The sequence below is a fragment of the Ruegeria sp. S263 genome (assembly GCF_056780525.1).
The window spans coordinates 476,821-491,157 of the sequence record NZ_CM165558.1; the positions used below are offsets into that span (position 1 = coordinate 476,821).

Annotated in this window: 15 protein-coding genes; 12 read left to right on the forward strand and 3 right to left on the reverse strand. The window is 59.0% G+C overall.

Annotation, left to right across the window (positions count from 1 at the left end; all coding sequences use genetic code 11):
- Positions 1–97 precede the first annotated feature (97 nt).
- Both ACT2B1_RS02300 and ACT2B1_RS02305 read left to right on the forward strand, forming a co-directional pair.
- Complete coding sequence (locus ACT2B1_RS02300) at positions 98–2,305, forward strand: response regulator (RefSeq protein ID WP_481668494.1); 2,208 nt, start codon at positions 98–100, stop codon at positions 2,303–2,305.
- 18 nt (positions 2,306–2,323) lie between these two features.
- Entirely contained in the window at positions 2,324–2,785 is a 462-nt protein-coding gene (locus ACT2B1_RS02305; RefSeq protein WP_481668495.1) for a VOC family protein, read from the forward strand.
- On the opposite strand, the gene yaaA is transcribed toward ACT2B1_RS02305, so the two are convergent.
- The 3 genes from yaaA to ACT2B1_RS02320 form a co-directional block, all read right to left on the reverse strand.
- A complete protein-coding gene (yaaA, locus tag ACT2B1_RS02310) occupies positions 2,776–3,546 on the reverse strand; it encodes a peroxide stress protein YaaA (protein WP_481668496.1) in 771 nt (256 codons plus the stop codon). The two genes, ACT2B1_RS02305 and yaaA, sit on opposite strands and share 10 nt — an antisense overlap.
- 33 nt (positions 3,547–3,579) lie before the next feature.
- Positions 3,580–5,619, reverse strand: a complete 2,040-nt coding sequence (recQ, locus tag ACT2B1_RS02315) for a DNA helicase RecQ (protein ID WP_171240305.1) — start codon at positions 5,617–5,619, stop codon at positions 3,580–3,582.
- A gap of 77 nt (positions 5,620–5,696) precedes the next feature.
- The gene (locus tag ACT2B1_RS02320) at positions 5,697–5,984 is read right to left on the reverse strand and encodes a YggT family protein (protein WP_171123085.1); all 288 of its coding nucleotides are present in this window, start codon (positions 5,982–5,984) and stop codon (positions 5,697–5,699) included.
- A 130-nt stretch (positions 5,985–6,114) separates the two neighbouring features.
- Here ACT2B1_RS02320 and ACT2B1_RS02325 point away from each other — a divergent pair, with 130 nt between their 5' ends.
- The 10 genes from ACT2B1_RS02325 (at position 6,115) to smpB (ending at position 14,325) form a co-directional block, all read left to right on the forward strand.
- Positions 6,115–7,482 (forward strand): MFS transporter, encoded by a 1,368-nt coding sequence (locus tag ACT2B1_RS02325; protein WP_171240306.1) that lies wholly within the window; start codon positions 6,115–6,117, stop codon positions 7,480–7,482.
- The gene (gene mepA / locus ACT2B1_RS02330; protein ID WP_171123081.1) at positions 7,479–8,342 is read left to right on the forward strand and encodes a penicillin-insensitive murein endopeptidase; all 864 of its coding nucleotides are present in this window, start codon (positions 7,479–7,481) and stop codon (positions 8,340–8,342) included. The genes ACT2B1_RS02325 and mepA overlap by 4 nt, the downstream gene beginning before the upstream one ends.
- Complete coding sequence (locus ACT2B1_RS02335) at positions 8,315–9,199, forward strand: esterase-like activity of phytase family protein (RefSeq protein WP_171240307.1); 885 nt, start codon at positions 8,315–8,317, stop codon at positions 9,197–9,199. The genes mepA and ACT2B1_RS02335 overlap by 28 nt, the downstream gene beginning before the upstream one ends.
- A 91-nt stretch (positions 9,200–9,290) precedes the next feature.
- The gene (locus ACT2B1_RS02340) at positions 9,291–9,935 is read left to right on the forward strand and encodes a queuosine precursor transporter (RefSeq protein WP_171240308.1); all 645 of its coding nucleotides are present in this window, start codon (positions 9,291–9,293) and stop codon (positions 9,933–9,935) included.
- A gap of 266 nt (positions 9,936–10,201) precedes the next feature.
- Positions 10,202–10,621, forward strand: a complete 420-nt coding sequence (arfB, locus tag ACT2B1_RS02345) for an alternative ribosome rescue aminoacyl-tRNA hydrolase ArfB (protein ID WP_171123075.1) — start codon at positions 10,202–10,204, stop codon at positions 10,619–10,621.
- A gap of 60 nt (positions 10,622–10,681) precedes the next feature.
- Positions 10,682–11,428: an SDR family oxidoreductase gene (locus tag ACT2B1_RS02350; protein ID WP_171123073.1), complete on the forward strand. Its 747-nt coding sequence runs from the start codon at positions 10,682–10,684 to the stop codon at positions 11,426–11,428.
- Positions 11,429–11,509: 81 nt separating this feature from the next.
- A complete protein-coding gene (locus ACT2B1_RS02355; RefSeq protein ID WP_481668497.1) occupies positions 11,510–12,550 on the forward strand; it encodes a P1 family peptidase in 1,041 nt (346 codons plus the stop codon).
- A 91-nt stretch (positions 12,551–12,641) separates the two neighbouring features.
- Positions 12,642–13,055, forward strand: a complete 414-nt coding sequence (locus ACT2B1_RS02360; protein ID WP_171123069.1) for a c-type cytochrome — start codon at positions 12,642–12,644, stop codon at positions 13,053–13,055.
- A 209-nt stretch (positions 13,056–13,264) separates the two neighbouring features.
- Complete coding sequence (gene idi, locus ACT2B1_RS02365; RefSeq protein WP_171123067.1) at positions 13,265–13,807, forward strand: isopentenyl-diphosphate Delta-isomerase; 543 nt, start codon at positions 13,265–13,267, stop codon at positions 13,805–13,807.
- Positions 13,808–13,848: 41 nt separating this feature from the next.
- A complete protein-coding gene (gene smpB, locus ACT2B1_RS02370; protein ID WP_171123065.1) occupies positions 13,849–14,325 on the forward strand; it encodes an SsrA-binding protein SmpB in 477 nt (158 codons plus the stop codon).
- Positions 14,326–14,337: the final 12 nt, after the last annotated feature.

Sequence of the window (14,337 nt, forward strand, 5' to 3'; positions counted from 1 at the left end):
GGCCCGCGCCTGTGATCCGAACTGCGCGGTAAGCGCTTAAACACTTCTTCACGCTCTGGCTGGATGTTGATCTCGGGTTAGTCCGGGATGACCAAAGATGAGTCTTGCAACAAAACTGGCACAGGAACGACGCGCACGTCTGGCGGCAGAGCGTCTTTTGGAAATGAAGCAGGCCGAATTGTCCGCCGCCAACCGCAAGCTGGGCCTGCATGCAATGGCCCTGACCAAGCGCATCGGCGAAACGCAGGCCGAGGTGGAAACGGTTCGGGGTGAGAATGAAAAGGTCAAATCCGACCTGACGCTGGCCAATGCCAAAATTGAGGTGGCCGAACGGCGCTTATGGCATTCAATTCAGACGTTTCAGGACGGGTTTGCGTTTTTTGACGGCGATAACCGCCTGATCGGGGCGAATACGGCCTACCTTAGCTTGTTTGACGGGATCGACGAAGTTGCGCCGAGCGTCGCATATCCACGGATACTTGAGATTTTGGTCGCTGAGGGGCTGATTGATCTGGGTTCCAAGGCTGCACCGGACTGGATCCGGAGGATGCTGGCCCGTTGGTCACAACCACATCCCAACGCGGAAATTATTCGCCTGTGGAATGGTCACTATGTCAAGCTGATCGACCAGCGGGGCAATGGTGGCGATGTTGTAAGTCTGGCGCTGAACATCTCGGCCTCGGTCCGGCATGAGGCCGAATTGACGGCCGCGCGCGAACGGGCCGAAGCAGCAAACCGCGCCAAGTCCGCATTTCTGGCCAATATGAGCCATGAGATACGCACCCCGATGAACGGCATTGTCGGGATGACTGACCTGCTGACTGAAACCCCTCTGGACGAGGAACAAAGGCTCTATCTTAACACGATCCGCAACTCGGGTGAGGCGTTGCTGGTCATCATCAATGACGTTCTCGACTATTCCAAGATCGAGGCGGACAAGCTGATCCTGCACCCTGAGCAGTTTGACTTTGAACGCTGTATTCTTGAGGTTGCGATGCTTTTGCAGCCAAGTGTTCGTGACAAGGGTCTGACGCTGCTGGTCGACTATGACCTGTTCCTTCCAACGCTATTTGTTGGTGATCCGGGTCGTGTTCGTCAGGTTCTGACGAATCTGGTGGGCAATGCGGTGAAATTCACCGCCAACGGCCATGTTCTGATCCGCGTTACCGGGGTGCCCAATACCGATACCAAGACCTGCGATATACACGTGGCGATCGAAGACACTGGGATCGGGATCGAACCGGAAAAGATCGACCACATATTTGGTGAGTTCAATCAAGTCGAAGATGAACGCAACCGCCAGTTCGAAGGAACCGGGCTGGGGCTGGCCATTACAAAACGTCTGATCACGCTGATGGGCGGTACGATCTGGGTAGAAAGTGAACCGGGGCGTGGGTCGTGTTTCGGGTTCCGCGTGTCGATGCCGACCGTCGAAGGCGTTCAGCCTGCCCCTCCGGATCTGGGTGGGGGTCTGCACCACGTGATGGTTGTTGAAGATTTGGCGGTCAACCGGGCCATCCTGTCGAAGCAGCTCGGCCGGTTGGGATCGCGTGTCACGGTGTGTTCGTCTGGTGGAGAGGCTTTGGCCGCAGTTGACGATACTGTTGACCTGCTTTTGTGTGATCACGATCTGCCGGATATGGATGGGCTGGAATTGGCGACCATCCTGAAAGATCGCGGGTGGGGCGAACTGCCGGTTGTGGTGATGTCAGCCAATCCCGCCGTCATCCACGCAAACCCGGCCCGACATCTGATCGAAGGCGTTCTGCAAAAACCCATTCCCCGGGCTGAACTGTATACGCACCTGACCGCTCTTGGTCAGGAAACACGGGCCGAACCCGCAGAAATAGCTGTACCAGAAACCGTCGAACCCGATTACGCGAACGTGCCTTCGGCCGGGCGTTTGATGCGTGTTCTGGCGGCCGAAGATAACCGGACCAATCAACTGATCCTGAAGAAAATGGTCAAGGATCTGAACATCGAACTGCGGTTCGCCGGAAATGGACTTGAAGCCGTGGATGTCCATCGTGATTTCGATCCGGACCTGATCTTTATGGATATTTCCATGCCGAAAATGGACGGAAAGCAGGCCACCGGTGAAATCCGGAGGCGCGAGATTGAGACAGGCCGCCATGTTCCGATTGTCGCGTTGACCGCGCATGCGATGTCAGGAGATGATCAGGGGATCTTGTCGGCAGGTTTGGACCACTACCTAACCAAACCTCTGCAAAAACAGAAAATCCAACAAGCGATCCTGACGCATCAACCGGAGGGCACTCAGGCAGTCGTTGCCGGACAGCCATAACCAAATTAGGCTGAACTCATGTTAAATGAACGTGGTTTTCAGCCTCGCGCGCTGGGCGAGATAGCCATTCGATGCGCCGATATGTCGGCGATGGTCGAATTTTATGAAACAGTGATCGGATTGCAGCGTCTGAGCGGCGACCATGACAGTGCGATCGTTTTTTTCGAGATCGCGCAGGGTTTCGGCGGGCATACTCAGGTTTTGGCCCTGTTCCACCATACAGCCGCCCCGCGTCCGGGCTTGCATCCCACAGGTGATCAATCCCCGGTGACCGGCGGCGCGTCGGCTTTGCATCACATCGCCCTGTCGCTGCCTTTCGAAGAACAAGACGCTGTCACGCGTTGGTATGAACAAATTGGTCAGCCCTACCGGGTTGAGCAATTCAACTGGATTGGCTGGCGCGGGATTTTCACCGAAGACCCCGAGGGCAATACGGTTGAACTGGTCGCTTACGACCGGTCAATGCTGGCTCAGGCCTGATACGGACGCACGAAGACGGGTTTGTCCTCGGTCGACAACTCGGGCCGGTGTGCATAGCCGCCGGTGTCAAAGTCCAACAGCCCCGCAGGATCGGTCAGGCGGTGCTGCACGATGTATCGCGCCATCGCGCCGCGCGCTTTCTTGGCAAAGAAGCTGACGATTTTGGGGGTGCCCGCCTTGTCCTCCATGAACACAGGTGTGATCACACGCAGCTTCAGCGCCTTGGGATCGACAACGCCAAAGTATTCCTGACTGGCGCAATTCACCAGAATGTCTGACCCGATCTGCGCGCCTTGTGCGTTCAGCGCCTTACTGAGCTGGTCGCGCCAGTACTCATACAGGTTCTTGCCGCGTCGGGTCTTCAGCTTGCTGCCCATCTCAAGCCGGTAGGCCTGAATGGCGTCCAGAGGGCGCAGCACGCCGTAAAGCCCCGACAGAATCCGCAGGTGATCCTGCGCCCAGGCCATTTCATCGGCATCCAGCGATGCAGCCTCAAGCCCCTGATAGGTGTCCCCGGCAAAGGCCAGCGCGGCAGGGCGGGTTAGGTCGGCCTCGGGGGCATCGGAAAAGGCGCGATACCGGTCGCGGTTCAAACGCGCCAGATCATCGCTGAGGTCCATCAGCTTTTTGAGATCGCCCAGCGTCAGGTTGCGGGCGGTTTTCGACAGCCGGATCGCGTCGTCCTGGAAATCGGGTTGGGTGACTGTCGCGTCGCGCTCGGCCCAGTCCAGCCGCTTGGCCGGGGAAATCACTACCAGCATATCCGCCCTCTTTTCTTGCCTGATACGGCGTATCTAGCCCGCCTGTTCCAACACGTCCAGAAAGGCCGCGCCAAACCTTTCGTGACGACGGTCGCCCAGCACCTGTTCCAGCCCGCGCTGATCGCCGGGCCGCAGTTGCGCCACCTTGGCCAGTTGTGAGGCCGAGCAGGTCAGCGGTTTGTCGATCCCTTCTGGACCGCGCGCCAGATCGTTCTGAACCGCCAGAAGCTGATCGAAAATCTCACCCTGATCGCGCCCGGCCAGTTTGCGGCGGGCGGGGTGCAGCGCGGCGGCTTCGCCCGCGATCACCTCAAGGAAGGTATCGCCGTAGCGTTCCAGTTTCTTCGCGCCCACGCCGCCGATCCGGGCCAAGTCGTCCAACGTCATGGGTCGGGTCTCGGCCATCTCGATCAGGGTGCGGTCAGGGAAGATCACATAGGCGGGCACCCGCTGTGATTCCGCCAGCGCGCGGCGTTTGGCCTTAAGCGCCGACAGCAGCGGTGCGTCTTCTTCGGCAACCATCGCTTTGACGGCCGGGCGGCGGGTGGCTTTGCGGATTGTGTCCTTGCGCAAGTTAATCTGCGCCTCGCCCTTCAGGATCGGTTTGGCTGCCTCGGTCATGCGCAACGCGCCGTGGCGGTCAGGATCGGGACGGACCAGATCATGCCCCATCATCTGCCGGAAAATTGCCTGCCATTGCGGGCGGGACCAGTCCTTGCCGATGCCCCATGTGGACAGGTCGTCGTGTCGCCGCGCCCGGACCTTTTCAGTTTCATTGGCCAGAAGGATGTCGATCAAATGACCCGAACCGAACCATTCCTCGGTGCGCAGGATGGCGGATAGGGCCATGCGCACAGGAGTGGTACCGTCGAACACCTCGGGCGGGGTGTCGCACAGATCGCATTTGCCGCAGGGCGCAGCCTGTTCGCCGAAATACCCCAGCAGGGTCTGACGGCGGCAAACCAGCGCCTCGGCCAGTCCAAGCAGAGCGTTCAGCCGGGCATGGTCGGCCATGCGGCGCTCAGCCGGGGCCAACCCTTCGTCGATTTGCGAGCGGCGTAGGCGGATGTCATCGGGGCCGAACAGGGTCAGCGTTTCAGCCTGGCCACCATCGCGGCCTGCGCGTCCGATTTCCTGATAATAGGCCTCGATGGATTTGGGCAGGTCCGCATGGGCGACCCAGCGGATATCGGGTTTGTCGATGCCCATGCCAAAGGCCACGGTGGCGACGACGATCAGACCGTCTTCGCGCGCGAAACGGGTTTCGACATTGCGGCGATCCTCGGGGTCCATGCCACCGTGATAGTGGCAGGCGGAGTGCCCCTCGGCGCGCAGGGCTTGGGCCAGCACTTCGGTCTTGTTTCGGGTGCCGCAATAGACGATGCCGGATTGCCCTTTTCGCGCAGCAGCAAAATCCAGCACCTGTTTGCGTGGCCCGTCCTTGGCGGCAAAGGCAAGATGGATGTTGGGTCGGTCAAATCCGCGCAGGAATTTGCGGGGCGCGGTGCCGTCGAACAGCTTCTCGACAATCTCGTCCTGTGTTTCGGCATCCGCCGTGGCGGTAAAGGCCGCCAAGGGCACCTTCAACGCGCGCCGCAACTCTCCGATCCTTAGATAATCCGGGCGGAAATCATGGCCCCATTGGCTGACGCAATGCGCCTCATCCACGGCGATCAGGCTGACATTGATACGCCGCAACATCCCCAGTGCCGACCCGGCGGCCAGACGTTCGGGCGCCATGTAAAGTAGTTTAAGCCGCCCAGCCTCCAGCGCCTCCCACACGGCATCGGTTTCCTCGGGGGTGTTTCCCGAGGTCAGCGCGCCGGCCTCAACCCCGGCCTCTTGCAAGCCCCGTACTTGGTCGCGCATCAGGGCGATCAGAGGCGAGATGACCACCGTTACCCCGTCGCGAAGTAGGGCAGGCAGTTGGAAACACAGGGATTTCCCGCCACCCGTCGGCATGATGGCCAGCACGTTTTCGCCCGCCGTCACGGCATCGACGATCTCTTCCTGACCCGGTCGGAAGTCGTCGAATCCAAAGACATCTCGCAGCAGGGGCGCGGCGTCGAACATGTGGGGATTGCCCTGTTTTTAGGTTTATCTGCTCTTATGACAGGACAATCACATACTAAGATTCGGTGAACAAGAGGTCAGACGAAATAGACCATATTGTTGATCAGGATGATCCGCAGCGCATAGACGCCGACGAGAACGACCAGAGGCGTCAGGTCCAGACCGCCCATATTCGGCAGAACCCGGCGGATCGGGCCGTAGATGGGTTCAAGTATCCGGTTCAGACCGTACCAGATTTGCGCGACCAACTGCTGATGCAGGTTGAGAACCTGAAAGTTGATCAGCCAGCTCATGATCACATGGGCCAGAATGATGAACCAGACAATGTCCAGGATCAGCAACAGGATTTGGATCAGTGACAGCATGGGGCCTCCGGTATTTGCGTCAGACGAGACGTAAGCGCCCGCGCCCGAAAGAGCAAGTCTGGGTCAATAGAACGCTTGCGAAACGGTCCAAAGCCCCGTCTTATTAAAAACAACAAGAACAGGGGCAGTCATGGCAGAGATTTCTAAGCGTAAGCGCATCTGGGGCTGGTGGTTTTTCGACTGGGCGACGCAGCCATATCACAGCCTTCTGGTCACGTTCGTCTTTGGACCCTATTTCGCCGGGGTTGCGGCGGGATATTTCGCAGGAACCGGGCTGGACTCTCAGGCGGCGGCTGCACGGGCGCAGACGGTCTGGGCGAATTGCCTGACCATTACCGGGCTGATCATCGCCTTTGGCGCACCGCTTTTGGGCGCGATGGCAGATGTGTCAGGGCGGCGCATCCCTTGGATCTTTGGGTTTTCCGTCATGTATGTCGTGGGGTCCGCGGCGCTGTGGTACACGCTGCCGGATGGGTCAAATATGTGGCTGATGCTGTCGGCCTTTGGCCTTGGATTTGTCGGCGCGGAATATGCGTTGATTTTCATCAACTCGCAGTTGCCCGATCTGGGCGACGACAAGGAAGTGGGTGAGATTTCCGGCTCAGGCTTTGCCTTCGGCTATTTCGGCGGGCTGATTTCATTGGCGATCATGCTGCTTTTGTTTGTCGAGCAGGACAACGGCAAGACGCTGGTCGGACTGGACCCGGCCTTTGGGCTGGACGCGGCGCAGCAGCAGGGCACCCGGTTCGTCGGCCCGTTCACGGCAGGGTGGTTCATCCTGTTCATGGTGCCGTATTTCCTTTGGGTGCGGGACGATTCATCGTCCAAGAAACGCGGCTCGGTGCGCGACGCGCTGGGCTTGCTGGCGCATTCGATTTCCAACCTGCGGCACCGGCTTAGCCTAGCCAGCTATCTGGGATCTTCGATGTTTTACCGTGATGCGCTGAACGGGCTTTACAGCTTTGGCGGCGTATACGCCCGGCTGGTGCTGGAATGGGACCTCATCAAGATCGGTGTCTTCGGGATCGTCAGCGTTCTGGCCGCCGCTGCTTTTTCGTGGGTCGGTGGCAAGCTGGACAAGAAAAACGGCCCTAAACCGGTCATTTTGGTCAGCATCTGGGTTCTGATCCTTGTTTGCGTCACGATCGTATCCATGGACCGGACGCAGGTTTTCGGCATCGCTTTGCCCGATGGATCGGGCCTGCCGGATCTTGTGTTCTTTGCCTGCGGCATCCTGATTGGTGGTATGGGCGGCATTTTGCAATCGGCTAGCCGATCCATGATGGTGCGTCACACCGATCCCAAGGCCCCGGTGGAAAGCTTTGGCCTGTATGGTTTGTCGGGTCGCGCCACGGCCTTTGCCGCGCCTCTGTTGATCGGGATTGCCACAACCGCAACCGGCAGCGCGCGTCTGGGGGTGTCACCGATCATTCTGTTGTTTATTCTGGGTCTATTCCTGATGCGCTGGGTTAAACCGGAAGGGAATCAGAGCAGATGATAATACAGCGTTTTTTGGCAATATTGGCCTTAATCACACTGGCAGGCTCCGCAGGGGCGCAACCCCTGGCCAAGCAATTATTCGGAGCACAAAAGCAAAGTTCACAACAAAAACCCGCCGCTTTCGGCAGTTATTCGCGCGGATGTGCCGCCGGGTCGGTGCAACTGCCCGAAACAGGCCCGACATGGCAGGCCATGCGCCTGTCGCGCAACCGCAACTGGGGACACCCGGTGGCGATAGATTATGTGCAGGACCTCAGCCAATTCGCGGCCAGGCAACCGGGTTGGAATGGTCTTTATATCGGGGATATCAGCCAGCCTCGGGGCGGGCCGATGACATCAGGGCACCGGTCGCACCAGTTGGGTCTGGATATTGATATCTGGATGCTTCCGGGTAACGACATGCGGCTTAGCCGCAAGGCGCGCGAGAATATCTCGTCTGTTTCCCTGCGTCGTGCCAATGGGGCGTTCGTCAACGGCAACTGGACCAAGCAGCATCACGCCGTACTGCGTGAGGCAGCCAAGGACAAACGCGTCGCCCGAATATTCGTCTTTCCCGGCGCGAAAGTGCAGATGTGCAAAGAGGAAAAAGGTAACCGCGCCTACCTGCGCAAAATTCGGCCCTGGTGGGGGCATCACTATCATTTCCACGTGCGGCTTGCCTGCCCGCGCGGGTCCAGAGGCTGCGTTAATCAGGACCCGCCGCCCAAGGGTGACGGCTGCGCCGAAGCGCAGCAATGGGTGAACAATATACTGAACCCGCCACCGCCAGACCCAAATGCGCCGCCACCGAAAAAACGCCGAGAATATCGTTTGGCCGATCTGCCCCAGCAATGCGCCGCCGTTCTGCAATCCAACTGATATCCGCGTTTTGTCTGGCAGGACCGGCCTGGGCCGTCGAAACAAAGACTGCCGTTGAGTTAGGCAGCTTTGCCTGGAGCGACCCGGCTGGCTGGTTCGGAGGGTTTTCCGCGCTGCATGTTTCTGCGGACGGCCAAAATTTGATGGTTCTGAGTGACCGGGCCACTCTGGTACGCGCCAGAATTCTACGCGAAGGCGATGCAATTACCGGTGTCGAGGTCACAGGGAAATGGCCGGTTCTGTCCAGCACAGGCCAGCCATTAATCGGGTCTTCCGGTGACTCCGAAGGGCTGGCCGTGGCGCCGGATGGCAGCTTTTTTGTTTCGTTCGAACGTGTTCATCGCGTCGCCCACTATTCAGCGCCGGGATCCAAGGCGCGCGTCCTGCCGCGCCCCAAAGCGTTTGACCAGTTACCAAATAACGGCTCGTTCGAGGCGCTGGCGATCGACGGCAAACAGCGGCTCTATACCCTTACCGAGAAAGGCCGAACCGAGAATGGCGACATTCCAGTTTACCGCTGGAGCGGGCAGGTCTGGTCGACACCATTCGTTTTGCCTCAGCGCGGGCGGTTTTTACCCGTAGCAGCCGATTTCGGACCTGACGGCAGGCTTTACGTTCTGGAACGCTCGGTGTCGCTGACAGGTTTCCGGTCGCGCCTTCGACGGTGGCGGCTTCAGGATGACACGCCCACCGGCGAAGAAGTTCTGTTCACCACCGGAATGGGGGGGCACGACAACCTCGAAGGCGTGTCGATCTGGCGTGATGACCGCGGTCGCATGCGCGCCACAATGGTGTCCGATGACAATTTCCTTGCGCTGCAGCGCACCGAACTGGTGGAATATCTGCTGCCCGATTGACAGTCTCTGATCAAGCGTCTAGAAGCGCGGCTTGCCTTGGGACGGTCCCTTGGCCAAGTCGCCGCTACCTTGTCAAAACGGGCATCTGAAAATGCAACGCAGCTATATACCCGGCATTCTTGCCATGGCCACTATCGTTGTGGCCTCGAACATCCTGGTCCAGTTCCTGATCCTTGACGGATTGCTGACTTGGGGTGCTTTTACCTATCCTCTGGCCTTTCTGGTCACTGACATCATGAACCGCGTCTACGGGGTGAGCCCGGCCCGCAAGGTCGTATTCGCAGGGTTTGTCACCGGCATCATCTGTTCGCTGATCGGCAGTCAGATCATGCTGCAAGGTGACGGCTTCACCTACGCCGCCGTGCCGTTACGGATCGCCGTGGCCTCAGGCACGGCCTTCCTGATCGCACAGCTGACCGACGTCACCGTGTTCAACTCGCTGCGCGGTGGCCGCTGGTGGCGCGCGCCGCTGGTCTCGACGCTGGTTGGATCGGCTCTGGATACCGCGATTTTCTTCACTCTGGCCTTCTCAGCTTCGGTCACATTCTTCGGTGCCAATGCCGATGCCGCGATCAACTGGGCGTGGGAGCCTGTGCCTTTCATGCTGTCAGGCCCGATGGCGCCGCTGTGGGTCACGCTCGCCTTTGCTGACTGGTTGGTAAAACTCTCGTTGGCGTTGATCGCGCTGATCCCCTTCAAGGTGATCGTTGCGCGGCTGTCCGCCCAACCTGCGTAAAAAAAAGGTGCTTTGAGAATGGCGCATCTTGTGTCACCATCCCTATCAACCGCAACAGATAGAAAAGGAGGTGATCCAGTGTCGAGAAAGAGATTGGAGAGAGGTGTCGGAACAACCGGGGGGATCGCCTGTTAAGGCAGCCCTTGGCGGAGCGCTCGCTCCGGCTGGTCGATTGATCTAACCGACCCGACCTCCTGTACTTTCGAAGGGCCGTCCCATCGGGGCGGCCCTTTCTGTTTTCGCGCTGGCCGAGTAAGGTCCAACTCATGTTGCGCATCACCGAAGATATCGTCCTGCAGGATTGGGAATTAACCGAAAGTTTCGTGCGGTCGTCCGGTCCGGGCGGGCAGAACGTGAACAAGGTTTCAACCGCCGTTGAGCTGCGGTTCGAAGCCGCGCGCTCGCCCTCGTTGCCCGATCCAGTCAAAAGCCGGCTGAAACGGCTGGCCGGGCGTCGGTGGACCAAGGATGGCGCGATCGTCATCCAGTGTGAAGAAACCCGCAGCCAAGCCCGCAATCGCGAGATTGCGCGCGACCGGTTGGCAGACCTGATTGCTCGTGCATTGGTTAAACCCAAACGGCGTATCGCGACAAAACCCACCTACGGCTCGGTAAAACGACGCTTGGCGGCGAAAAAGGCCCGCTCGGACGTCAAGGCGCTCCGGGGTCGGGTGTCGGAAGATTAATCTGGTAAGTTTACGGTGCCTTGCTACTCTGCCCTGCAAAGACGACCGGGAGGCAAGGATATGAGGCTGGAAGGAAAAACCGCAATCGTGACAGGTGGCGCCTCAGGGTTTGGGGCGGGTATCGTCCGAAAGTTCTTGTCCGAAGGAGCGCGTGTGATGATCGCCGATATCAACGGCGACGCGGCTCATGACACGGCGACCTCGCTTGGGGCGCAAGCCCTGGCGCAACAGGTAGATGTCGCCGACGGCCCTTCGGTTCAGGACATGGCAGCGGTCGCTGCGGACAGGCTCGGGCCACTGGACATTTTGGTGAACAATGCCGGTGTCACCCACTTGCCGACCCCGTTGGAGGCGGTAACCGAAAAAGATTTCGACAGGGTCTTCGCGGTGAACATGAAATCCGTCTACCTCACGGCGCGCGCCTTTGTTCCGCAGATGAAGACGCGTGGAGCAGGGGCAATTCTGAACGTGGCCTCGACCGCCGGGCTGTCACCGCGTCCGAACCTAAACTGGTATAACGCGTCTAAGGGCTGGATGATCACAGCAACGAAAACAATGGCGGTGGAACTGGCCCCCTCGGGCGTGCGTGTCAATGCGATCTGTCCGGTCGCGGGCGAAACCCCCCTGCTGAAATCGTTCATGGGAGAGGACACGCCCGAGGTCCGGGCCAAATTCCTGTCCACCATCCCTTTGGGCCGTTTTTCAACACCTCAAGACATGGCCAACGCAGCGTGTTTCCTGTGTTCGGACGAGGCCAGCATGATCACCGGCACAGCTTTGGAGGTCGACGGTGGCCGTTGCATCTGATCCGCTCTTCATCTGGCTAGAAATATCCCCGCCGGAGGCAGCGCGCCTGCGCGCTTTTCGGCCCGAAATTCAAAGAAACAAATGACCCCCGGACCAAAGAACCTGATCACCGATGTTCCCGGCCTTTTGGTCGGAAATGCGCAGGACGATGCTTTGAAGTCTGGCGCAACAGTGCTGACGTCGGACAGTCCCTTTATGGCGTCAGTGCATGTCATGGGGGGCGCACCGGGCACGCGCGAGACTGATCTGCTGGCTGCGGACAAGTCCGTAGACAGGGTGGATGCACTTGTCCTTTCGGGTGGATCAGCCTTTGGGTTGGATGCATGCGCCGGTGTTTCTGACTCTTTATACGCACGCAGACGAGGGTTTCAGGTGGGCCGCGTGATTGTTCCCATCGTACCGGGCGCGATCCTGTTCGATCTGTTGAACGGAGGAGCTAAAGATTGGGACGATAACCCCTATCGCGCCCTCGGACGACGCGCCTTTGAATCCGCGTCGGATCAGTTCGACCTTGGAAGCAGCGGGGCGGGGACCGGCGCACTTACGGCGATGCACAAGGGAGGGCTGGGGTCGGCCTCATTGGTTTTGGACAACGGGGTAACGGTCGGCGCTCTTGTCGCCGCGAATCCACTGGGCAGCGTCACCACCCCGGGCGACAGGCATTTTTGGGCCGCGCCTTTCGAAATCGACCGGGAATTCGGCGGACGGGGCACCGACCCTGCAACTGGTCTGGGGCGGCAGGTGATCAGCCGTAAAGTGCAGGTCATGCATCCTGCCGAACCAGACAAGACAAACACAACGATTGCAATCGTTGCAACAGACGCGGCATTGACCAAGTCACAGTGTCAGCGCGTGGCCGTTGCCGCCCACGACGGGATCTCACGGGCCATTGTTCCGGCCCATACGCCGGGTGACGGGGATTTGGTGTTCGGGGTCAGCACCGGTGCGCGCGAGATCCGTAGCACCGGACCCGAATTGGGCATGATTGGCCATGCGGCTTCGATCTGCCTCGCCCGTGCAATTGCGCGCGCTGTCTATCTTGCTACGCCAGCAGAGGGCGACCTTTTGCCTTGCTGGTCCCAACAGGATGGTGCGGCTGCTGCCGACTTGGGATCGGTGTGATTTCCGACTTTCGTACGCGGCAATCTGCGCGTTGACTCTGCTCTCTTGCAGGTTTCCATTCATGTCAGCCAATTTGTATCGGAGCAAAGCTATGAATCGCATCCTCGCAACCGCACTCATGGGCCTTTTGGCCGTTCCTGCATTTGCTGAAGGCGACGCAGACGCTGGCAAGAAAGCTTTTAACAAGTGCAAGTCCTGCCACCTGATCGCCGACCCCGCCGGAGAAGTAATCGTCAAGGGCGGTAAGACCGGCCCGAACCTTTATGGTATTGCCGGACGCACGGCCGGAACGGTTGAGGGGTTCAAATATGGTGACAGCCTTGCCGCCGCAGGTGAAAACGGTCTGGTCTGGGACGAGACAACATTTGTTGAATACGCTCAGGACCCCAAGGCTTTCTTGAAAACCTATCTGGATGACACGGCGGCCAAGTCCAAAATGACATTCCGGCTGAAGTCGGGTGCCGAGGATGTGTACGCTTATATTGTTAGTGTTTCGGGCGAATAACGTCTGCATCCACAAGCTTGGGAAGTTGAGCGAAGGCCGCAGCTACCTGCGGCCTTTCGTGCGGTTGATAACTAAGTCGATCAGCGCCACCTTGGAATTATGTGGATTCAAATGCACCGGTGGGATGCAACTGCACAGCCAAGCCGGTCCGGCGACAGCCAGAAGATTTTATCCGGCCGTTCAGTAGGATCGGTAGCAGGAGACATCAAATGGGAATTATGATCCCGGCCTGGGTTGATGGCGAGTTGACCCCCGTGGACAAACTGGAGGCGCATGAAAAGGGTCTCCGGCACAAGGCGGTGTCGGTCTTTGTCGTGCGTGGCACCGAAATTCTGCTGCAGCGTCGGGCGATGGGTAAGTACCACACGCCGGGCCTCTGGGCGAATACGTGCTGCACCCATCCCGATTGGGGCGAGACACCCTCGGAATGCGCCGTGCGTCGCCTGCGCGAAGAACTGGGGATCACTGGCCTATACCCCGAATACCGCCACCGGCTGGAGTATCACGCCGATGTCGGCAACTCGATGATCGAACATGAGGTGGTTGACGTTTTTCTTGCCCATGTGCGCGGCCCCCTGACCATCGAGCCGAACCCTGACGAAGTGATGGATATTCGTTGGATCGACTATCACGACCTTCTGGCCGAGGTGCAGCGCCACCCGGCGCGGTTCACGCCATGGCTCAAGATCTACCTGCATAACCATGCCGACACAATTTTTGGCCCCGACCTGATCATCTCGGCTAAGACCTGAGGGCTTGCAAGGCCGCCTTAAGCCGCCTAAATCAACGCGTCATGGCCAAGCAGAAGACAGACCCGAATTACAAAGTCATCGCCGAAAACCGGCGGGCACGTTTCGATTACGCGATCGAGGACGATATCGAGTGCGGCATCGTGTTGGAAGGGTCCGAGGTCAAGTCCCTGCGGGCCGGGGGATCGAACATTGCGGACAGTTATGCCTCGGTCGATGATGGAGAGTTGTGGCTGGTCAACAGCTATATCGCCCCCTACGAGCAGGCGAAGGTCTTCAAGCATGAAGAACGTCGCCGCCGCAAGCTGTTGGTATCACGCAAGGAATTGTCGAACCTGTGGAACGCGACCCAGCGCAAGGGCATGACGCTGGTGCCGCTGGTTTTGTATTTCAATCACAAGGGTCGGGCCAAGGTGAAGATCGGGATCGCCAAGGGTAAAAAGACCCATGACAAGCGCGAAACCCAGGCCAAACGGGATTGGTCACGTCAGAAACAGCGGTTGATGAAGGATCATAGCTGACCCTTCAGCCTT